General features: G+C 31.1%; 19 protein-coding genes. 1 reads left to right on the forward strand and 18 read right to left on the reverse strand.

Translation table 11 applies throughout. From position 1 onward, the window contains the following. Positions 1 to 151: 151 nt before the first annotated feature. The 15 genes from KQI38_RS13685 to KQI38_RS13755 form a co-directional block, all read right to left on the reverse strand. Complete coding sequence (locus tag KQI38_RS13685; RefSeq protein ID WP_216560342.1) at positions 152 to 1,450, reverse strand: L-cysteine desulfidase family protein; 1,299 nt, start codon at positions 1,448 to 1,450, stop codon at positions 152 to 154. An 88-nt stretch (positions 1,451 to 1,538) separates the two neighbouring features. Next, on the reverse strand, positions 1,539 to 3,371 hold the full coding sequence (locus tag KQI38_RS13690; protein ID WP_216560345.1) for an ABC transporter substrate-binding protein: 1,833 nt from the start codon (positions 3,369 to 3,371) through the stop codon (positions 1,539 to 1,541). A 94-nt stretch (positions 3,372 to 3,465) separates the two neighbouring features. Then, the gene (locus tag KQI38_RS13695; RefSeq protein WP_201259810.1) at positions 3,466 to 4,449 is read right to left on the reverse strand and encodes an ABC transporter ATP-binding protein; all 984 of its coding nucleotides are present in this window, start codon (positions 4,447 to 4,449) and stop codon (positions 3,466 to 3,468) included. Between the two features lies 1 nt (position 4,450). Further along, a complete protein-coding gene (locus tag KQI38_RS13700) occupies positions 4,451 to 5,431 on the reverse strand; it encodes an ABC transporter ATP-binding protein (RefSeq protein WP_216560348.1) in 981 nt (326 codons plus the stop codon). A gap of 16 nt (positions 5,432 to 5,447) precedes the next feature. Beyond that, a complete protein-coding gene (locus KQI38_RS13705) occupies positions 5,448 to 6,956 on the reverse strand; it encodes an ABC transporter permease (protein WP_216560351.1) in 1,509 nt (502 codons plus the stop codon). Between the two features lie 15 nt (positions 6,957 to 6,971). After that, positions 6,972 to 8,381 carry an ABC transporter permease gene (locus KQI38_RS22030; RefSeq protein WP_216560354.1) on the reverse strand — a complete coding sequence of 470 codons (1,410 nt, stop codon included), beginning with the start codon at positions 8,379 to 8,381 and terminating at the stop codon, positions 6,972 to 6,974. A gap of 18 nt (positions 8,382 to 8,399) precedes the next feature. After that, positions 8,400 to 8,540 carry a hypothetical protein gene (locus KQI38_RS22035; RefSeq protein ID WP_246565847.1) on the reverse strand — a complete coding sequence of 47 codons (141 nt, stop codon included), beginning with the start codon at positions 8,538 to 8,540 and terminating at the stop codon, positions 8,400 to 8,402. A 371-nt stretch (positions 8,541 to 8,911) separates the two neighbouring features. Then, positions 8,912 to 10,774: a sigma-54 interaction domain-containing protein gene (locus KQI38_RS13720; RefSeq protein WP_094901081.1), complete on the reverse strand. Its 1,863-nt coding sequence runs from the start codon at positions 10,772 to 10,774 to the stop codon at positions 8,912 to 8,914. A 236-nt stretch (positions 10,775 to 11,010) separates the two neighbouring features. Further along, positions 11,011 to 13,014 (reverse strand): molybdopterin-containing oxidoreductase family protein, encoded by a 2,004-nt coding sequence (locus KQI38_RS13725; protein WP_216560357.1) that lies wholly within the window; start codon positions 13,012 to 13,014, stop codon positions 11,011 to 11,013. A gap of 132 nt (positions 13,015 to 13,146) precedes the next feature. Beyond that, positions 13,147 to 15,210 (reverse strand): 5'-nucleotidase C-terminal domain-containing protein, encoded by a 2,064-nt coding sequence (locus tag KQI38_RS13730; RefSeq protein ID WP_216560360.1) that lies wholly within the window; start codon positions 15,208 to 15,210, stop codon positions 13,147 to 13,149. Between the two features lie 181 nt (positions 15,211 to 15,391). After that, on the reverse strand, positions 15,392 to 16,498 hold the full coding sequence (locus KQI38_RS13735) for a glycerol dehydrogenase (protein ID WP_216560363.1): 1,107 nt from the start codon (positions 16,496 to 16,498) through the stop codon (positions 15,392 to 15,394). Between the two features lie 219 nt (positions 16,499 to 16,717). After that, positions 16,718 to 17,302: a metal-dependent hydrolase gene (locus KQI38_RS13740; protein ID WP_216560366.1), complete on the reverse strand. Its 585-nt coding sequence runs from the start codon at positions 17,300 to 17,302 to the stop codon at positions 16,718 to 16,720. A gap of 148 nt (positions 17,303 to 17,450) precedes the next feature. Further along, complete coding sequence (locus tag KQI38_RS13745; protein WP_216560369.1) at positions 17,451 to 18,515, reverse strand: hypothetical protein; 1,065 nt, start codon at positions 18,513 to 18,515, stop codon at positions 17,451 to 17,453. A gap of 76 nt (positions 18,516 to 18,591) precedes the next feature. Continuing rightward, positions 18,592 to 19,230 carry a YiiX/YebB-like N1pC/P60 family cysteine hydrolase gene (locus KQI38_RS13750; RefSeq protein WP_216560372.1) on the reverse strand — a complete coding sequence of 213 codons (639 nt, stop codon included), beginning with the start codon at positions 19,228 to 19,230 and terminating at the stop codon, positions 18,592 to 18,594. Between the two features lie 99 nt (positions 19,231 to 19,329). Next, complete coding sequence (locus KQI38_RS13755) at positions 19,330 to 19,845, reverse strand: competence protein ComK (protein WP_216560374.1); 516 nt, start codon at positions 19,843 to 19,845, stop codon at positions 19,330 to 19,332. A gap of 232 nt (positions 19,846 to 20,077) precedes the next feature. Here KQI38_RS13755 and KQI38_RS13760 point away from each other — a divergent pair, with 232 nt between their 5' ends. After that, complete coding sequence (locus tag KQI38_RS13760) at positions 20,078 to 20,626, forward strand: RNA polymerase sigma factor (protein ID WP_216560377.1); 549 nt, start codon at positions 20,078 to 20,080, stop codon at positions 20,624 to 20,626. A gap of 82 nt (positions 20,627 to 20,708) precedes the next feature. Here KQI38_RS13760 and KQI38_RS13765 read toward each other — a convergent pair whose 3' ends face one another. The 3 genes from KQI38_RS13765 to KQI38_RS13775 all read right to left on the reverse strand — a co-directional run bounded on the left by KQI38_RS13765 (position 20,709) and on the right by KQI38_RS13775 (position 22,921). Then, positions 20,709 to 21,155, reverse strand: a complete 447-nt coding sequence (locus KQI38_RS13765; protein ID WP_216560380.1) for an Hsp20/alpha crystallin family protein — start codon at positions 21,153 to 21,155, stop codon at positions 20,709 to 20,711. A 184-nt stretch (positions 21,156 to 21,339) separates the two neighbouring features. Then, positions 21,340 to 22,230, reverse strand: a complete 891-nt coding sequence (locus KQI38_RS13770; RefSeq protein WP_216560382.1) for an HD-GYP domain-containing protein — start codon at positions 22,228 to 22,230, stop codon at positions 21,340 to 21,342. 199 nt (positions 22,231 to 22,429) lie between these two features. After that, complete coding sequence (locus KQI38_RS13775; RefSeq protein WP_216560385.1) at positions 22,430 to 22,921, reverse strand: metallophosphoesterase family protein; 492 nt, start codon at positions 22,919 to 22,921, stop codon at positions 22,430 to 22,432. Positions 22,922 to 22,937 lie beyond the last annotated feature (16 nt).

The raw sequence follows: 22,937 nt of genomic DNA on the forward strand, positions 1-22,937 counted from the left end.
ATATCAGATTTTTAATATTAATATATTATCTTTAATAATTCTAGGATAAATAGCTATACAATGATGTGAAAAAGACCCATGGATTTAATCTGTCATATCCATTGGGTCTTAGTAAACCAAATAGTATTAATCAATAAAAAATACTATTCTTTTATCTATTTAACATTATTTCTATGACTGTATCGTCAATATTTTTCATCCCTTCACCGCTAAGTTTTGCAAGATTTCTAATGCTTTTTTCTACCTGATTATCTACTATTCCATTAAAATCTTTAATTGTTATTCCTTCAATAGCTAATAAAGCAGACTGCACAGCTGTAGAAGCTGCTGTACCTAATTTTAATGCACAACTTGGTTTTGCACCATCGCATATTACACCTGCTTGATTTGCTATAATATTGTTAATTGTAGATGTTATAGCATTTTTATCTCCTAACAACCAAGCAATAGCTGCTCCTGATCCTATAGATGCAGCTATACTACACCCACATAAATTAGATAATCTTCCTATATATCTTTTTACATAAGATGTGATTATATGACTAATTGCTAACGCCTTTACTAAATCTTCATCACTTATCTTCATAATCTCTTTATATGCAGCTAAAGGCAATATAGCAGTTAATCCATTATTTCCACTTCCACTTGAGCTCATAACTGGCATAGAATATCCTGACATTCTAACATCTGATGCAGCCGCAGTTAAAGCATATGCCAAATTCACAAAATCTTTTGAGATTAAACCATTTTTCATATTGCTATTATAACTATATCCTACCCCTAAGCCATGCTTTTTGTCTAATCCTTCTTTAGCTATATTCATATTCATTTCCATACCGTCTAATAAAAACTTAATATCTTCATAATCTAATTTTTCGATTTCTTCTACTATAGTATTTATCGGTAGATTATAGAAGTTTTGCTCCTCATTATCATTATTATTTTCCTTGTTTGCCCCATTTCTCTTATTCAATATTTCATTACCATCTATTGATAATAAGACAATATTATCATGTTTATCTTCTGTTATGGCAATTGAAACATGATCCTTGTTTTCTATAGTGGTCTTTATATAAACTGGCTTATTATTATCTTTATCAACTTTAACATTAATTTCACAGGACTCTAATATTTTCTCCGAGTATTTTAATTCTTCATTTGTAATGTTCCCCAATATCTGTAATCCATATTTAGGATCTCCTATTGATGCCCCTAATGATGCAGCAATATGTAAGCCTATCTTATTGGTATTTGGTATTCCTACATCCATACCATTTTTATATATTCCTTTGCTTACTTCTACTGTGATTTTTGAAATTTCTTTGGAATCATTAGGTAATATTGATACTCCATAGGCTGTATTTAATGCAACAGCTACAGGTTCAGTACATCCGATAGCAGGTTTAATTTCTCTATTTAATATTTCGATAATATGTCTTTTAATATCCATATATGTCCCCTCCTTATCTGCCTTAGCAAAGATAAAATTCATCCCTTACTTATAAGGTGTAAAGGATGAATTTTTTCTTGTTATACTATTATTTCTTTGAATCCCAATATTTTTGTATATACTCTTTTGCTTTTGCTGGGTCAGCCTTATGAACATTTCCAGTATCTACTAAGGTACTAATTGTTGAATAAGCCTTAATCTTTAAATTATTGTATACTGCCAAGATTTGATCTTGGTCTATTGCATTTAATACTGCTTTTCTTAAGTTTTCATCTGAAAACTCACTTTTTCCTAGTAGATTGAAGAATGCATAGGACACTGCATTGCTTGGTCTTTTTTGTAGAGTAAGTTTGGAATCTCCTTCTACTAATGGATATTTATCTTCTGGTACACTATATAATAAATGAATCTCACCACTTCTAAGTGCTGAAAGTGAGCTGTCTAGATCTTTTATAAATTTAACTTCTACTCTATTTATTCTTGGCTCGTGTTCTGTTCCTGCCATATATCCAGGATTCTTTTCAAATACTACTTCATAGTCATTTTTATAAAGCATAATATATGGTCCACTAACTGTAAGAGTATTATTATATGTTGCACCTTCAGTTACAGTTGATTGGTCTCCATAAGCTATATCTTTATTTTTATCATATTTTGCAACATCATAAGTATTAATTGCTTCTACTTGTTTCTTTGAAACAATACCTGCTGATTGATGTGCTAAATAATTTAATACCTGTGGGAAAGGATGAGTTGTTGTAACTTTAACTACCTGGTATTTTCCAGCTGCATTATTTACATCTTTTTTATCTGCAACAAGTTCTTTAATTTCACTTGGTAAACCTGCTTCTAGTGCAGACTTTACTGATGTTTCTTTTCCTGACTCCTTGAAGCCTTCTAATGATGCTAAGTCTGTAATAATTTCGATTTTATCCATACTTGAGTGCAAACTATAAGTTCTATGGTCTGGAACTGAATTCTTGTCCTTTGCTCTATTCATGGAAAATACAACATCTTCTGCAGCTACTAATTCTCCAGTATCTACAGCCTTTTTATCAACAACTTTAGCAAACTTTACATTATCTCTTAGTATAAAGTAATACTCTTGATTTCCTTCTTCAATAACATAATTATAAGATAGAGAACCCTTAGAGGTTACTTCATCATCGTCTGTTAAATTAACTAATCTTACATGCATATTTGTATTTATTATATTGATTGAACCGTCATTTCCCTTGATAGGGTCCATGGATGTTAATGATGACATTGTTTGGCTCATTATAAATGGTGAAGAAGTTCTTTTACTTTGGTCTACAAAATCAATTTCTTCCCAAGGCAATGAACGAGATTTACTCAATCTAACACTATCAGCTTTTAATACATCTTTATTTATAGCTTGACTCTTAAGACTGGAATAAAGTGGAATTATATATGCATTATCCTCTACAAGAACCTTTTCAAATTCTTTATAAGTTTCTTTATATTGTTCTGGTGTTTCAGAAGCAGCTTCTTCAACTAATTTATCAAGCTCAGGATTTGATAATCCATAATCATTATAGTCTCCACCTGTTGTAAATATAGATCTTACTGCATAATCAGGGTTTCCTGTAACAGTTGTCCATCCAGAGATTGCTATATCATAGTTTCCTGCTTCCTTTTGTCCTGTAAAGCTACCATAATCAGGTTGAATATTTAGTTTAACATTGAAACCTGCCTTTGCAAGTTGATCTCTTACTATATTTACATCTTTTTCATTTGAGCTCATAGATAATATCTGAATATCTACTGGTTTAACTGATGAATCTCCAGAAGCTGCTGTATCCTGAGTGTTGTTTTTTACATCATCCTTAGTCTTTACATTACATCCTGCAACACCTAATACCATCACTAAAATTAACAGTATAGATATAAATCTTTTCATTATTCATCTCTCCTTTTATATAATTAATATCATTTCCTATTAACATCTATTATTTCCGATACCCCCTCCTTTAGTTAAAACAAAACAGAACTCATTATTTTGTCTCAAAGCATAGAGTACCATCTTGAATTTCTTTATATCTAAAACAAGCTACATGATGATCCTTTTCAACTTCATTTAAGGATGGATTCTCATTTCTGCATTGTTCTATTGCAAAAGGACACCTAGCGGCAAATCTACATCCAGGCTGTGGATTAATAGGTGAAACTATTTCTCCAGCAAGAATAATCTTTTTCTTTTTAGCCTCTATATTTATAGATGGTATTGCCGATAATAAAGCTACAGTATATGGGTGTAATGGCTGCCTAAATATTTCTTTCTTCGGAGCTTTTTCAATAAGCTGTCCTAAATACATAACACCAATATTATCAGATATATGTTTTACTACTGATAAATCATGGGAAATAAATATATAGGTTAATCCTAACTTCTGTTGAAGTTCCATTAATAAGTTTAAAATTTGAGCTTGTACAGAAACATCTAATGCAGATACTGGCTCATCACATACTATAAATGATGGATCTACAGATAAGGCCCTTGCTATAACTACTCTTTGACGTCTGCCTCCATCAAATTCATGAGGATAAAGATTATATGCCCTTTTGGATAATCCTACTTGTTCCATGAGGTATTCTACCTTTTCTCTTCTTTCCTTCTCATTCTTATATATGTTATGAAGCTTAAGTGGCTCTTCAATAATCTGTGATATAGTAAACCTAGGATTTAATGAAGCATATGGATCTTGAAAGATAATCTGCATATACTTTCTCATTTGACGCATCTCTTCATTATCAAAGGTTGTAATATCCATGCCATCATAGAGGACACTTCCAGCAGTGGGTTCGTGAAGTCTAAGTATCACTCTCCCCAAAGTACTTTTTCCACATCCTGATTCTCCAACTATACCTAAGGTTTCACCTTTATCTATGGTGAAACTTACATTATCAACTGCATGAAGATTTCCATTAGGTACGCTAAAATATTTTTTTAAATTATTTACTTCCAGTATATGTTTCATCTTAGTTGCCCTCCCCATTTTCAAATAATGAAAAATGGCATTTATATTGATGCTCCTTGCCTTTAACCGTTGGAGCTAATTCTGCACATATATCTTGTTTGTACTTACATCTTGGATGAAATGGACATCCCGTTGGTAAATCAGCAGAGTTAGGAGCAGAACCAGGAATCGGAATGAGCTTTTCACTATCTTCGTCTAGCTTTGGTATAGACTCAAAAAGTCCCCTTGTATATGGATGTTTAGCATTTGTATATACTTCTTTAACAGTACCCTTTTCCATTATCTCTCCTGCGTACATTATAGCTACATGGTCACAAGTTTCTGCTACAACACCTAAATCATGAGTAATGAGTATCATAGCCATATTATATTTTGATTGTAAATCACTAATAATCTTTAGTACTTGTGCCTGTATAGTAACATCTAATGCAGTAGTAGGCTCATCTGCTATTAAAAGTTGAGGATTGCATAATAACGCCATAGTTATAACTACTCTTTGCTTCATCCCACCAGAAAATTGATGTGGATAATCATTGTACCTATCCTCTTTTACTCCTACAACCTTCAATAAATCTAAAACTAATTTCTTTCCCTCCTCTTTATTTAACTTCTTATGAGTCATTACAACTTCTAAAAGTTGCTCTCCTATGGTCATAATGGGGTTAAGAGAAGTCATAGGATCTTGGAATATCATGGATATACCATTCCCTCTCATTTGCTGATTTTCTTTTTCCGTATTGTAAATTAAGTTTTTTCCTTGAAATATTATCTCTCCTTGGGTAATAATACCTGGAGGATATGGAACTAATTGCATTATTGCTAAAGCAGTAGTAGATTTACCAGCACCAGTTTCTCCAACTAGACCTAAACTTTCACCCTGTTTCAAGGATAAGTTCACACCATTTACTGCTTTTACTGTTTCATCTTCTGTAATATAATGTACGTGAAGATTTTTTATCTCTAATATCTTATCTTTTTCCAAAATTCCCTCTCCTTTCTTACTTCAATTTAGGATCTAGTGCATCTCTTAAACCGTCGCCAAAGTAATTAAAAGATAATACTATCAATATAATCGCTAACCCTGGAAATATGGCTAAATAAGGATTAGTCTCAAGGTAGTTGCTTCCAATCTTGAGGATATTGCCCCACTCTGGAATATGTGGTTCTACCCCTAATCCAAGATAACTTAGAGAACTAGTAGAAAGTACTGCTCCACCTATTCCTAAAGTAGCTCTTATAATTATAGGTGCTAAAGAATTAGGAATTATATGTTTTAATATTATAGTAAAATCCTTTGCTCCGCAGGCTTTAGCTGCTTCCACAAATTCATTATTAGATATACTCATTACAGTAGCCCTTACAGTTCTGGCATAGGCAGGAACTGAACCTATACTTAGAGCCAAAATTAAATTAATTGTATTTGCACCAAAGGCAGCCACAATTGCGATAGCTAACAATATACCTGGTACTGCATATAAAATGTCTAATAATCTCATAATCACATTATCTAATTTTTTACCATAATAGCCAGATATTGCACCTAAGATTCCACCTATGATTACAGGGACTAAAGTTGCAATAGTACCAACTACTAAGGATATCCTAGCCCCAAAGACTATTCTAGTAAAAACACATCTACCATAATTATCTGTACCAAAAGGAAATTCCAATGAAGGAGATTTCAAAATAGTTTCATAGTTATTATCAATGGCAATAGAATAATCAAAGGTTAAATTACTACAAATTGATAGAGAAATAAGTAGAATTACCATAAACATTCCTAAAACTGCCATATAGTTTCTAAACAATCTTCTAAGTACGTCGATCCATTCTATAGAGATTTCCTCATCTTTTTGTCTTAATTTACTTATGATTATCAATCCCAATAAGAATGCAAATACATTCCCTGTTAAAACACTAAGGATTAGGGGGAATGCAAAGGGCAAAAGTTTTTTATCAACTACTTTTCCCTTTACAAACTTTGAAACCATTACCATGGTAAATATATAAAATATCGTAATAGCTAGTAATATTCCCATACCTAACATAAAGGTATTGGATACATATGCCTTAAATAAATTTAGTGCTGATATAAGCATAATTGTAAAAGACGTTAAAATAGCATAAATACATAAAGTATATTCTATATTTTTTTCTTTTTTAATTAAAGTAAAGCCAGCTATTGCCATAAAGAAATTACCTGTTATTGCAAAAGGTATTAAAAGATATCCTACTATTCTTGTAGATTTTTTAATATCATTAAGCTGTAATATTTCTTTTTTTATCTTCATTGTTATTAAATATTGGAATATAGCTGATACAAGATAAATGCCTCCTACTATAATTGCTATGGAATTTATCTTTTTAGTTGAGATATCAAAACCAAATCCTAAAATAAGAAGTGCAAGGATTAGGGATATTCCCCAAGCAAAAGCTGAGTTTCTATATTCCTGAAAACTATCTAGTTTTCTTTTTTCTATTCTTTTTAAGTATTGTTTGTTTTCCAAAGTCTCCACCTCCTCCTAATATGACTTCATCTTGGACTTAATTCTTGGATCTAAAAATGAATACATAATATCAACTACAAGATTAGCCAAACTTATAATCACTGCAACATATACTACTCCTGCCAAAACTATAGGTATATCTGGAATGAATTGTTTATCCACTATGAAGCTGCCAATACCATTAATATTGAATACCTTTTCCGTTACGGCAGAACCTCCAAGCATACCTCCAAATTGTAATCCTATAACAGTAACTATAGGAATCATTGCATTTCCAAGTATATGCTTAGTTATAACCTTTCCTTCACTTAAACCCTTAGCACGGGCTGTAACAATATAATCCATATTTTTTACCTCAAGCATAGAAGACCTTGTCATACGGGCTACAGTTGCAGCTAATGATGTTCCCAAAACTACACTAGGCATAATAAGTGTTTTCCAATCTCCTAGAATAAACGTAGCGGGAAGCAAATGCACCTTTATAGAAAAATTTAATATTAAAATCAATCCCATCCAAAATGTAGGTATTGACAATCCTAGGAGAGCTACTAGCATGAAGATATAATCAAAAGATGAGTATTGCTTTATTGCAGATATAATCCCTGCAGGTATTGCTATAGCAACAGCTATGATGAGGGAAGCAAATGTTAATTGCAATGTAATAGGAAACTTTCTCATAATTGCAGCTAAAACATCTTCATTTCCTACATATGACTTTCCTAGATTAAAGGTAATTAAACTTTTAAATGTATTGAATAGTTGTATATAGTATGGCTTGTCCAACCCATTAATCCTGTTGAACTCTGCAACCTGATCTGGTGTAGCTGTTTGCCCTAGAACATTTATAGCTGGGTCCATTGGAGACAAATATAGTATAGTAAATACTAGCCAAGTAACACCGAATATAACAAATATCATCATTAAAAGTCTTTCAAATATATATTTTGTATAAGGATTACTATAGATCAATATCAATACATACATGGGAAGAGATAATATTATAGATATTGCAAGAAATACCTTATTGTTAAACAATTCTACAAAAGTATTGCATAAAGTAATATTCTTGATTCCTCTTTTTTTAGCTTCAAGGACTAGCTCATCCATCAATATTTCGTTAAACTTCTTCTCTGTATTTTTATTTACTCTATTCTTAAAATCCTCTTTACTTAATTCTTTTTTAAAGAAATTTTGCTTATTCTTTAATTGTTCTTCAGTATCCTTAATAATCTTATCCTTTACACCCTCTTTTATTAGCCTATTAGCAATATCTTCTTTCAATTTTTCATATTGATTTTCTCTTCTATTATTTAAATATTTAAATAAAACAAAAGGAAGAGATAATATTCCAAATACAAACAAAAATATCTTATAAAGAGGGCGTTTATACATCTTTTCAAAAGAAACTCCCAAAGTTTTTATCACCTTTTTAACCTCCTTATTTTATTTTTTTATGTCCTCAATATCTAAAGTCATATAATCAAAGACAATTTGTTCTCCATCATTTATTACAATACAAGGTAAGCCAACTCGTCCGCTTTCCCTAATATCTTTAAACTCTGGAGCATGGTCTCTGTGTTTCAAAAATAGCTTTAAATTAAACAAATTTTCTGTAATATCCAGATACAAAAACTTTATTTCATTTGTAGAAAGAAACTCTTTCGCAGGTGTACATCCGGGTCAATGCTTACTTCCAAAAATAATAACTTTTTTCATTTAATATCCTCCTGTAATTTTTAATATTATTGTATATTTAATTATCTTCTATAATATAGCAAGAACCATGCCATACTTTTTATCACTTTTTCTAAGTAAATAAAAAAAGCGCCTATGGACGCGTTAAAGGTAGCTTTTCTTGATATTAAATTATCGATATTGAAATATTAAAGCAAAACCTTCCTATTGGTTATAAAAAAAGTCATCTCAATAATGAGACAACTTTTAAAAAATTATGTCTATTTTTGTCGTTTAGTGTCCTTTTTATCTATCGTCTCATGATTGAGATAATTCTCATGATTGAGACAGATATTATACTCCTTTATTTTTCTATATAATGTTGCTCTACTGATGTCTAATTCTTTACAAACACAACTGATCATTTGGTCTTTTGTGTTAGAATAAGAATATTTATTTATACATCTTATAATAATTTCCTTTTCTACTATACCTAAAGAGCTGGATAAAGATTCACCATCAAATCGTTTAGTAAATCCTTCATTCTTAGGTTCAAGACGCTTTTCTATCACTTGACTACTTATTAGACTTCCAGTTTCAAAATTACATGCATATTCTATAAGGTTTTGCATCTCTCTAACATTACCAGGCCAATGATATTCCATCATTAGATTAATAGCCTCTTGTGTTAGACCACGGATATCTTTGTTAAGCAGTTTAGAATAATACTTGATAAAATGGTTTGCAATATATAAGATATCTTCATGTCGTTTGACCAATGGAGGTACCATTATAGGTATTACATTTAATCTATAATATAGGTCTTCCCTAAAAAGCCCTTCTTTAACTCTCTTTAGCAAATCTTTATTTGATGCAGCAATAATCTTTACATCAACTTTTTTTACGACATTGCTGCCTATCCTGCAAACTTCTTTTTCCTGTAAAATCCTCAATAGTTTTACTTGAAGATCATAGGGAATGTCTCCAATTTCATCCAAGAAAACTGTCCCTTTATCCGCTACTTCAAACTTACCAATTTTGTTAGCATATGCCCCAGTGAAAGCCCCCTTCTCATAACCAAAGAATTCACTTTCAAATAAGTCATAGGGAATAGCTCCGCAGTTAATAGGGACAAATGCGAAATCCCTCCTGTCACTGGAATTATGTATAGCTCTCGCAAATAATTCTTTGCCTGTCCCACTTTCCCCCTGAATCAATATATTAGATTCAGATAAAGCTGCCTTTTCAGCTAATCGCTTTACTTCCAAGAATTCTTTGGAGATTCCTAAGATATTATCAAACTTTAGCCTGATATGATTTTTTTCAATGGATTGCATAACTTGTTTCTTAAAATAATCTATATTTTGAATAGTTAGCATTATTTCTTTAGAATTATTATCCATATTTAAATAAGTTATGGTCACAAGGAGCGTATATTTTATTCCAAGAATATCTATGGCAATTTCACAGGGTCGTATACACTGTCCTGATTCCAATAATTCTTGAAGCTTCTTATGTTTCCTTATCTCACTTACAAAATCATCTATATTTTCAATACCAACCTCAGCAAATATACCCTCTAGTGCATTGTTTGTATATAATACCTCTCCACTGTCTGTATATAGGATTACACCTGAGTTTATAGTATTTAAGATACCGTTCATTCTTTGTGCATATCTTTTCTTAGATAGATCCATTTGATACTGATCATATTTACCTCCTAATAAAGATGCCATCTTTTCAAGGTAGTTTAAATAAATATCTCTATTACTTTGTATTCGATGTTTTTGTTCATCATTAAATGCTATAACACCTAAAACACCAATTTTCTTCTCCTTACACTTAATTGGTACACAGATCTTAGCTAATTCCTGACAATGAATACGATTAGTACATCTATTATATATAGATTCATTTTTACAATGATTGATAATAACAAAAGATTCGTCAGATAAAAGACAACTTTCAAATGCAGAGTTCTTCGCAATTTTATTATTAAGTTCTTTCTTATATATTCCAGTTCCAGCTATCCGATCCATATTTTCATTCATCATCGTAACATCTAAATTAAGAACCGCCTCAATAGCTTCAGCAATCTTTTGTGCTAAATCATAATACTCTTGTAATTCTAATTCGTTAATCATGGCGTCCTCCTAAAAACACTTATTTAAAAATCTTATAATAAGTATATTATATATAATTAATATGAATAACTGCAATAGAGCTCATATGGTAATTTTTATAATGTTTAAATTAAAATGAGGATTCTTATCCAAAAGAATCCTCATGTCTCCTATATTTACAATACTTCTAGATATAATAAATGCATCTAAGATATTATTCCTAATATATTTAAAGAATCCAAAACACTCTTAATTAATCAAGCCTTATATCTTATATTACATATACATTCATAATAAGCTGCATTATTACCCATATCGGAATATCTCTCAGAGATAAGTCTATTAACTCCTCCCAATCTTTGTATCCACCATCCCTGATATATCATCAGTATATCTCTTCTTATGCTGTCATTATACTCAACTACACAATCTAAACTACCAGTATCTGTGAATACTTCAGCTACTGAGCCATTCCTTATATCCATCTTAGATCCAGTTTCACTATGTATATATACGATAGGTAATTGTTTTTCATCCACTAGAACAAAATGCTGGGAATTAAGTGAATCCTTAGTATGTGGAGTAAGCAGATAAAAAGGATATTCTTCATTTGGTTCCATATCTATACTTTTATATACAGGGAGAGGTTCAAAACCCTGACTCTTAGCTAGATTAGAATAAAGTTCATATTTTCCGCTAGGTGTTTGGAAGTTCTTATCATCCCAAGCCACAGGAGTAGCTCCAGGTACTATTATTGGACCTGACTTTATATCATCTATAGTTATACCCGTTAAATCAGTCATTGGCTTTAGTGCCTTTTCTATCCACCACTCACTATTCTCTATAGGAAAGTTTTCTAGTTTCAATCTCTTAGCCAATTCATTCCAAATCAACAACTCAGATGGTATCCAAGGATTTGGTTCTATTACCTTATTACAATAATTTATATAATTGTGATTAGATGGAGGACAAATTATATTATCTTCCTCTAAAAAATGGCGACAAGGTAGAACAACGTCTGATAGATTTGCTGTATCTGTCATGAACATATCTATAGTAACTTTAAATCCTACTTTTTCAAATGCCCTAGCCATTCTGTTACTATCCATAAATTGAGTTAATGGATTAGCCCTAGTAGTAAATATAATCTCTACCTTTGGGTCTTCTGCTGTTTCAATAAATTCAGCCATTTTAGGTCTAGAAAATACTCTATGGTGTTTTCTTAGTGTGTCTCCTGACAGAAGCTCATGATCAACATAATCATTCATCCTGCTATTATTATAATTTACTCCTCCCCCGCCTATTCCAATATTTCCAGTTATTGCACCTAAGGCGTCAATGGTTCTAACAGTATAGCCTCCATTGGTATATCTTTGTATTCCAAATCCAATTATAATAGAAGAAGGCTTAGATTTACCATATTTATCTACAAGAACTTCAATATCTTCCATAGGAACACTAGATATTTTAGCCCCTTTCTCTAGGGTAAAATCCTTTATATAACTCCTAAACTCATCAAAACCTACTACATACTTATCTATAAATTCCTTGTCAATTAATCCCCTTTCAATAAGGATATTTGCCATTGTAAGAGCCAATGCTCCGTCGGTCCCTGGCAATGGAGATATATGCATATCTGCTAGTTTTACTGTATTTGTCTCTAAAGGGTCTATAACTATGATATATGCTCCCCTTCTCTTTGCTTCCTTTAAAAACGGAACAAGATGAAGTCCAGTATCCATAGGATTTCTTCCCCATATAATGATAGTCTTTGAATTTACAACGTCGGAAATCTCATGGCTTAGAGATTTTCCAAAATCATATCTTTGACCTTCACTTCCTGCTCCTACGCATAAACTGCCTATTGCAGCAGTAACTCCACCATATGCACTAAAAAATCTATTTTCCACTTTTTTAAGTAGTCCTACGTTGCCTGCATGATTACAATGTAACAAGGCAGTAGTAGGATATGTTTCCCTCAACTCATGAAGCTTACTTGCTACTAGATCCAAAGCTTCCTCCCAACTAGCCCTTTTCCATCCATTTTTCTCTTTTATCAGCGGCTCTCTAATTCTATCTGGATGGTTTATCATATCCATATACCTCATACCCTTGGCACATAAAACATTACCTGTAATATGGTTTCTATTATCTCCCTTAAGAGATATAATCTTGTTATCAGATACAGTAGCCAAAATAGAACATGAATCCCAACAATCCAATGTACAAGAAGTACTTATTTTGATTTCGTTATAATCCATTATCAACACCTCAAAATAATTATATCAAACTGAAGAGTTTTTTTCTCTAGTTAATTATATTATCTAATTTTTATAAATTTCTTCCAAATTTAAAAACCCCAAGGCTACATTCAAAGCCTTGGGATTTCTATATTATTCTGCTGGATTAATAACAGTTATTCTTCCTTCTAATTCTGGAGATACTGTTTTAACTTTCATTAGATATTCTACAAAAACATCTCTTAAATAAAGCTTAGTTTTCAATGTTTCTGTTGTTTCATCCTTAAGCATAGTGAAATTATCTCCTCCACCTGTTAAGAAATCATTTGATACAACCTTATAAACTTTATCCATTTCTATAGGTTTATCATCTACTAATACTTCTGTTACCCTTGAACCTACTTCCTTAGATGCATCAAATGTATATTTAAGTCCTGCTACTTGTAAGAAGCCACCTGCAGCTCCTGGATACCAAGATACTCCATGCTCTAAAGTCTTCCATATAGTTTCACCAGTAGCTTCTACTACAACTACTGTATTATCAAATGGTAAAACTGCATACACATCATTCATAGTAATAGGCCCTTGGGCAATACTTGCCCTTACTCCACCACCATTTTGAAGAGCAATATCAGCACCAGTTATATCTAATAAGCTATCTGCAATTAAATTTGCTAAATTAGATTCTTTCATTCTTGCTGTTCCTCTTTCACCATCTAAGGCTACAGTAGATTCTCCTACTACTTCTTTCATCTTTTCATCTAATTGAGTCTTATATTTCCCTATTATGCTTTCTGCTACTGGATCATTTTCAAGATTTTCAGTTAAGAAAATATGTGCAAAATTAAGACCTATCATTTTATTATCTAATACATTAATATTTATCTGATTTAATACTTCTGCATGTTTTCCAGGAGAAATTAACCAAGTTCCTTCAATATCTTGTGGAAATCCAACTACGTCTTGTCCACCACCGATTTCTATATCAATACCCTTTACCTTTGTAGGAAGTATCGGATTGTTTCCATGAATATGTGCAAGAGTTATTATTATATCTGTTTCATCCTTAATAGCATCTATAGCATTTTGTGTAGCTTCAAATTGCTCTTTAAAAGTAATTCCTTTAACATTATTAGGATGAGTATATACATGACTCATATCATCTGTTATGCCAATAATCCCTACTTTAATTCCATCTACTTCCTTTATAATAGATGGTTTTAAAAACTCTGGATATTTTTCTTCAAAATAAGTATTTGCTGATAAGAATGGGAATTTAGCATTACCAGCATTTCTCTTCATAACTTCGAAAGGAAAATCAAAGTCATGATTTCCTAATGCCATAGCATCATAACCCATTTCATTCATTACCTCTATAGTTGATGCTCCTTCAAATAAATTAGCAATGTTGGTATTATAAGGTGCATCGCCACCGTCTATTAATAAAGTGTTAGGCTGTTTTTTTCTAAAATCTTTTATAATCTTACTCATTTTAGAAAGTCCACCTATTTCTCTTTCCATTCCTGTTGCTTTATATGGTTCCAAATGACCATGAATATCAGATGTTGCAAATACAGTGATTACTTTAAAATTAGGATTAGATAAGATATTGTGAAGAAGATATGCAGCTTCTTCTCTATTTATCAACTCATCAGAAGTAGCAAATTCCTTAGAAACAAGACCTAAATCAACCATTTCTTGAATGAAATCAATTTCTTTATCTACTCCAAGTACTACCTTAGCTATCATCTCAGTAAATTTTGTTTTTGTAAGAGTATCATTTGGTTTATATTCATTACCAACAACTTTATCTGCCCTTACCTTCAGTAATCCTTCAATATAATTCATTCCCCAATGATTAACTATATCCTTTGAAGAAGGAATAGAGAATGCATCTGTTATTACTTCTAGCGGATTGCTATAGCTAAATTTCTTTTCTAGCTCTGTATTTTCTACCATAAGTGGTTCAATTTCAGATAGCTTAAAACCTCTTACTAATAATGCAGCAGCCTCTGCCTTTGTTAATATTCTTTCAGGATAAAACTTATTATTAGGGTTAGAGCTAATAACACCCTTAGTGTGTAACTCCACTATAGCTTGATTATAAGGTGATTCTCCAATATCATTGAAAACAATCTCCTCTGCTGCTAATGTTGGCATACCAAGTCCTAATACTAGAATGATCGCCATAAAAATGCTAATAAATCTTTTACTCATTGTCATGCCCCCTTAATTTATTATGGTCTATTAAATTATAGTATATATAGGTTAAGGGAACAAGACCTTCGCGTTAAATATTGGTAAATTTAAAATATAAAACCTGTCCCTATATTTCACAGAGACAGGTTTTATTAATTCAACTATTCAAATAGCTCAATATAAGTGAACAAGATATACTCTATTTTAAAATATATTGTTTCTTAAAGTTTTCTCCTATGGCATCTGCAGCCAATATTGCTGCATATACATCTTCTGCTGTTACCTTAAATGGCATATAGTGAATAGTTTCACCTTCTGCACAGCTTAATTTTGCTGCTTCCATTAATTTTTCATTTGATACATTAGCCATATTTAAATCTACTAATGTAGTTGGAAGACCTACTTCATTACAGAAATATAGCACTTCATTTAATTCTTCTATAGATGCATTTTCTAATACTAATTGAACCAATACACCAAAAGCAACTTTTTCACCATGATATAAATCATGTGCTTCTTCTATAACAGTTAATCCATTGTGAACAGCATGAGCTGCACCAAGTCCGCCACTTTCAAATCCAAGACCACTTAGAAGCGTATTTGCTTCTACTATTTTTTCTACAGCCTTAGTTACAACTTTCTTCTCTATGGCCAATTTTGCTTTTAATCCTTCATTTATCAATGTTTCATAGCATAAATTTGCTAAAGCAATTGCAGCATCTGTAGGAAGTCCACCAGCCATAGTAGTTGAACCTGATTGAAAACTGGCTCTAGCTTCAAACTTTGTAGCCAAAGCATCACCCATACCTGCAACAAGTAACCTTGCTGGCGCAGATGCAACTGCCTCTAAATCAATCAATACAACATCTGGGTTCTTTGGTAAAAGTAAATATTCATCAAATGCTCCTTCGTCTGTATATAATACAGATAAGGCACTACAAGGTGCATCAGTGCTTGCAATAGTTGGAACTATGACTACTGGCAAACCTTGATAATAGGCAACAGCTTTTGCAGTGTCATGGATTTTCCCTCCGCCTATACCGATAATAACATCTGCACCTATTGATTTTACTTCTTCTTCAAGTCTTTTTATCTCTCCTTTTGAACATTCACCATTAAATTTTGCAAAATGAATATTAACAGAGTCTCCAAAACTTTCCTTCACAGTTTCTCCAAATCTTTTATGACCTGATTCACTAATTATAATAAAGAAAGATTTTCCCAAATGTCCTACATGATCTTTAATTCTCTTTAATTCGCCAGCACCTTGTATATATTTTCCCGGAGAAATTATAATTTTTGTCATAAGTACCACTCCCTAATTGTTTTTAATTAATATACCCTTGATTGACAATTAATAATCAAGCTATAGATATGTTTTATATGGAATTATAATAATATAGATAAATGATAGTATGGAGTAGTAAACCGATTATATAATCATTATGGTGATATAAAAATACCCTAAGGCTTAAAATTACTAATAACCTTAGGGTGTTCTTGTTATTCTGTTAGATCAATAGCTCTATATTAAATATCTAAACAATAAACAAGCACAATAGATACTTAACAATCTAAATATTATCTTTTCAGCCTTACTATTTGTCTTAATTTTAATAGGAAATGATATATTATTTTTCAAAGGATAAAATAACTTCACTCCTTTTGTAGTAAATAAATCTGCTATTATATGTAGTACATATCCTATAGCAAAACCAGAATATACAGAGGTTAATCCATAATTCACTGTTCCCAGTGTAACTATAGATGTAGATGCTAGAAAACCTACTATACTATGGGTAAAACCCCTATGACTAGATATCCCTATGAGAAAGGATATTAGTCCTAAATAAAGAAAGATACTTATTTGATTTGAATAATACAAATACATAAATAAACTGCCTAAAGATAGATAAAATAATATCCTATAAAAATTATTATTAACCAATAGTATTTTTTGATTTAATTTACCCTTAGGATGATCTAAATCAGGAATTAAAGAGCTTACTGCTGAAGCCAGTACTACTATTAACTGATTTTCTACTGGCTGACCAAAGGATACTGTTAATGCTGCAGTGATTCCTATTACTACATGTGTTTTTCCCGTCATAAAACTCCTCCATAGATGTCATTTTCATATACCTGCCTAATTAGTATACTTTATTATAGAGAAAAGAACAAGTATTCCATTTAATATAAATTTATATTTCTCTATTATATCTAGATATAATCAATACAGTTTTATACCTTCTAGTTCCTTATGGCTTAAATAAACCTGTGGTATAATAATGATAATCAGTCTCTCTCTCATTGACCACCAGAGTAGAATCCTTTAAGGAGAAATTCTTATCATATCTATATAAATATCCATCTCCCAGTATGATAATATCTTCATCATCTAACTCTAACTGTTCTATATTATGTGTAAATTCAACTATATCACTATTTTTATCATCGACATTAAATATACTAATTTTATTTCCTATAACTCCTACAGGATCAAAATGAGTGATAAGTAATTTGTCATTATATCCCATTATTTGGAAAGGAAAGTTTTCTTTTAAGTCATATATTCTAACTTCTCCACTTTCTCTATTGTATTCACATAATTTATTTATCGGTTGACTTTCTGTGCCTTCTATTGAATGAGATGCTGAAAAGTATAATTTATTGTCTTTCATTACTGTATCATATTGTCCAAATCCAATATCTGTAATATCTATTTTTTCTAAGATATTCAAAGTATCAGCATCTAGTATATAAAGAGATGAATTCATTTTTCCATTTTCATTGCTTTCACCAAAGGCAAATAATTCATTCTCATAAATTTCAATATAGCTGATATAGGTGTTAGGTATTTCTACTTTAGATAGTTTCTTTGTTTCCCTATTACATCTTACAATATTTGATACAAAGTTCATGGTATTAACACCATAAATATAGCTATCATCTACAGCAATACTATTCATGTTCTGTAACCCAGTATTATATTTTTTTATTTTCATCTTATCCAAATCATATTCCATAATAAAGGTAAGTTCTTTTTTACTATAAAGTCCTTTAGGAACAATAAACATACTATTTTTAAAAACTTGAGGCAAAGAAAATCCATCTCCCATAGATCCATATTTAATTTTTTCCTCACCTGTCTTTTCCAAGTTATCATCATAAAATGATATATATGAGTTATTCTCTTGACCTGTAGTTTCAATTACTCCATACTTATAATTAAAATCCTTTCCCTTAAAGTTCATATTGTTACATCCTGATAATAGGAATAAGATAAGAATTGTAGCTATAAGAAAATTATTTCTTCTATACATTTGTTTCCCTCCTAGGTAATAATAGTGGACATACTAAATGTATATCCACTATTATCTAAAATTATTATTCGTAAAGTTAGTTTTCGTATATTTTTGATGTTCTGCTAGTATTTACTAACTCCATAGGATGAACTGCAACTCCATAGGAACCAGTATCTAAATCTATTCCATATAAATCTAAAAAGGCTGCCCAAACTAACTGAGAACAATAGAAGGAACTCCTTGTTGAAACATTTAAGTAATTCCAGTTATAGCTTTTTCCTCTTTGTCTATAACACCAATCAGCAGCATTGCTATCTTGGGTCGTAGTTGTTCCACTTACGGTTACTCCATAACATTTTGATCTAGTTTTATTCCAATCATTAGGTCCTGTAGTTACTCCGCCAGATAAGGATTCAACAACTGTTGTGCTAGTATAGATAATAGCTGCATGACCTGTAGGGATAATGCCCTTAAATTTGTCAGGTGTAACTAAAATAACTCCTTTTCTTGTTGGATATGTGCCATAGGCAGAAAGTTCAATGCCTTTGGAATTTTCTGAATTTTTATCTTGCACTAAAGGTACTTTTGCTGCCTTTTCCCAATCTTCTTGAACTTGCTTCATATCAATGGTGTAATTATCACTACCATTGGCAAACACTGGAGAGACATTTGTCAACACCAAAATCATCATTAAAAGAACACAACTTAACAAACTTACCCTTTGCCTTTTCATTTCAAATCAACCTCCAACAATTTATTTTTTCCGTATAAAAACTTATGCATGATTATCTTTTAATATTCATTGAAATGAAATTACTTTCTTTTTTATTGCCTATCTAGTGATGATTACTCTCGCATTATAAACTACTTCCTGCTCCTTTATTTTCATTGACCTATCCTCATAACACCTACTTACTATATTACCATTTCTCATATGCTTATCTATTGTAGATAAACTACATAAGCATGGAATGTAGACACCATTAGATAAATATACTACAGTGGATTCTTTTTCTTCTCTAATTTTTTCTATATGTCTCATATTAATATATCCAAAGGCTCCATCATTCTTATACATGGGCACTCTAGTCTTGAAAGGTATGAAAACATCTCTCTTACTTAATGGAATAGGTACTAGATTTGGTGATGATACTAAAGCTCCATATCTCTTCTTCAATTCCTTTAAATCAATCATATAATGTTTACCAATAAGACGTAGAATCGTTTTAATACTTTTATCTAGTATTAATGGTTCTAAACCCACAGCATAAATCTTAGTACAGTTCCCCCTGTTATCTACGTACTGCGGCAAAATTGCCATCAGTTCTTCATTAAGTACTCTTTCCATCATATTCCCTCCTCTTTTTTAACAGTTATTTAACTCTTAGACTTATAATAACAGAACATATGTTTTATTGCAAGTCCTTTGAAAAAAATAAGGACTTTTATTTAGTCACTAAAAATCCGTCTTATTCTTCCCATGACTTGTTATAAATCTGCTTTTCCAATTTAAGTAATAACCAGATATATTAATCCTAAATAATTGTGCACTGTGAATTGTCAAAAAGGGAGTGAATAATATGTTGGATAAATTAATTGAAGAAGCTAGAAAAGGAAATAGGGCGGCAGCAGGAGAAATTATCAATAGATTGCAGCCATTGGTTATAAGCTCAATTAGAAAATATTATAATAATGGAAAAGAGTATGAGGATTTAATACAAGAAGGTAATTTAATGATTTTGGAAAGTTTAAAGAGCTATGACTCTACTAGGGCCGTACATTTCTTAGGATATATAAAATTGAATCTCAAATATCTATATCTAAATAAACATAAAAGAAAAATACATCTATCCCTAAACGACTCGATAGCAGATGGAGAACTGGAAATCATAGATATTCTAGTATCAGATGACAAAGCTGCACTGGATATAGTATTAGAAGATGAAAGAAATATCCAGCTTAACAAAGCTCTAGAAAAGCTTACTGAAAGGCAGAGAGAAATAGTAATTCTTTATTATGTAAAAAATATGAGTATTGGTTATATAGGAAGTAAGCTTGGTATAAGCTACAGAACTGTGGTAAATACAAAGACTAGAGCCTTAGAAAATTTAAAAAAATGGATAAGGTAAGGAAAGAGCCAGTTCCTAAGAGCTGGCTCTTTAATGTGGGACATAAGGTTGCATAAATATAGTTAGATATCATCTGTCCCAGTTATTCAATTTCAATTTTTTTAGTATTGCCTGTATTTTCTTTTTTAGAAACTGTAATATGAAGAACTCCATTATCTAATTTTGCTTTTACTTCATCAGATTTAGCTTCATCTAAATATATAGCACGACTCATTGAACAATACCTGCTCTCTTTGTAAACATAGTTCTTCTTTTCCTCACTAATATTCTCATCTCTTGCCACAGAAATACTAAGTCTACCATCATTTAGTTGAATATCTATTTCCTCTTTTTTCACACCAGGAAGTGCCGCTTCTACTATATACTCCTTATCATTCTCTTGAATGTCTATTTTAAATGACCCATTTCCACCAATTCTGTTAGAGGACCAATTATAATTAAAAAAGTCGTCCATTATGTTGTATAAGTCCTCAAAACGAGAATTAAATATACTTGTGTTTCTTCTGTTAAAAGGTACTAATCCAGACATATTTAACAACTCCTTTTTATATTATTTAATATTTCATTAGCACTCTAAGTCACCGAGTGCTAATTTCTACATATAATATACCATTTATTCAAGATTATGTCAACCTATTTTCTTGATTTATATAAAAAAATAGAAAACCAATTCCCTTGATTGATTCCCTATTTTCCCTTTAATAAATAATGATTTATTCTCTAACTACCTCAACTAATGCCTCAACTATTTCTTTTTCATACCATATACCTGAATAAGTTCTAAGTTCTTGGATGGCATCATTAACACTCATAGGCTTTCGATATGGTCTATTAGATGTCATAGCATCAAAGCTATCTGCAACTAAAATAATTTTAGCCTCCATAGATATTTCTTTGCCTTTTAGACCAAAAGGATAACCGCTGCCATCAATTTTTTCATGATGCTGCAAAATAATTTTAGCAACTTCTTTATCTCCAATTGTCTCCATGACTATATCATGTCCCCTCTGAGGATGTTTTTTTATGAAATCAAACTCTTCTGCAGTCAATTTTCCAGGTTTATTTAAAATTTCAATAGGGACATCGATCTTCCCTATATCATGAATTTTACCTATAAATAAGACATTTTGAATAACCTCATCTGAAAGCTTTAAATAAGTTGCTATTTTAACAGCTAAATTCCCTGTACTATTACAATGTTTCTCTGTATAATGATCTTTTTTCTGAATCATATCCATAAGCTCCATGACCTTATTCATTTTGGATACTTGCTCCATGAAAAAACTCTTTTTTCTAATCATCAAGAGTTCTGTGTCTTCCTCTACACTGAGGTGATGGGTTTCTTTTAAATTCTTAAAGGTATAATGTTCTCCCCCTAAAATATAAGACCTTGTATTAGTATGATAAAGTTTACCACTTAATACAAAGACTGCATTCATCGAATTCTCACATTCATATGGCTGACAAATCACCGAATGCCCTGCATGTATGTAAGATTCAAAGATTTCAAAATCACTGTCTTGAATCATAAGTTTAAATCTTCCTGCTTTGTTTATATCTTCTTTTATGGCTTCACCGTTTTTATAGATTTTAAAACCATCCATGTTGTACCTCCGTGTGAGTTTTCATTAGAACATAAACTTATGAATAATCATTGCTATTACAGTTAGATATTAACTTATTATAATTAAAATAATTATACCAAATATTTCTACAATTTCCAACAAGGTTATACACAATACGACAAAAAAGTTAGCTTTAGCTTAACCTCCACTAAAATCCTAACCCTCTTTCTTTAATATTCTAAGAAAAAAATTTAAATTGCAAATCAATGCTTTCAGAATGTAATTCTAATATAATATAAGAATACCATCTTTCTTGACGTTTATTGGTTAATGATCCAGGATTCAACATCAATATTCCCTTTTTAGTTTTAACTAATGGTTGATGGCTATGACCAAATATAATTATATCTATATCGTCTTCTCTAAATTTTTCATAGGCTCGATCTAAGGTATTACTATCAGTACCATGTCCATGAAAAATTCCTATTCTATAACCCTCTATAGTGACTATTTCTTTTTCCTTTGTCAGATTTTTTATTTCAGGTTCATCTACATTTCCCCACACTCCAATAAAATTCTTGTAATTTTGTAATACTTCTATGACTTCCATACTTATATAATCACCTGAATGAATAATGATGTCTACTTCCTTAAAATAAGTATCTAGAAAATCAATAAAGCTAGAGATATTTTTTGTAATATGAGTATCAGAAATAATACCTATTTTCATTTAACTTTCCTCCTAT

The organism is Tissierella carlieri (assembly GCF_018917285.1).
Classification (GTDB): domain Bacteria; phylum Bacillota; class Clostridia; order Tissierellales; family Tissierellaceae; genus Tissierella; species Tissierella carlieri.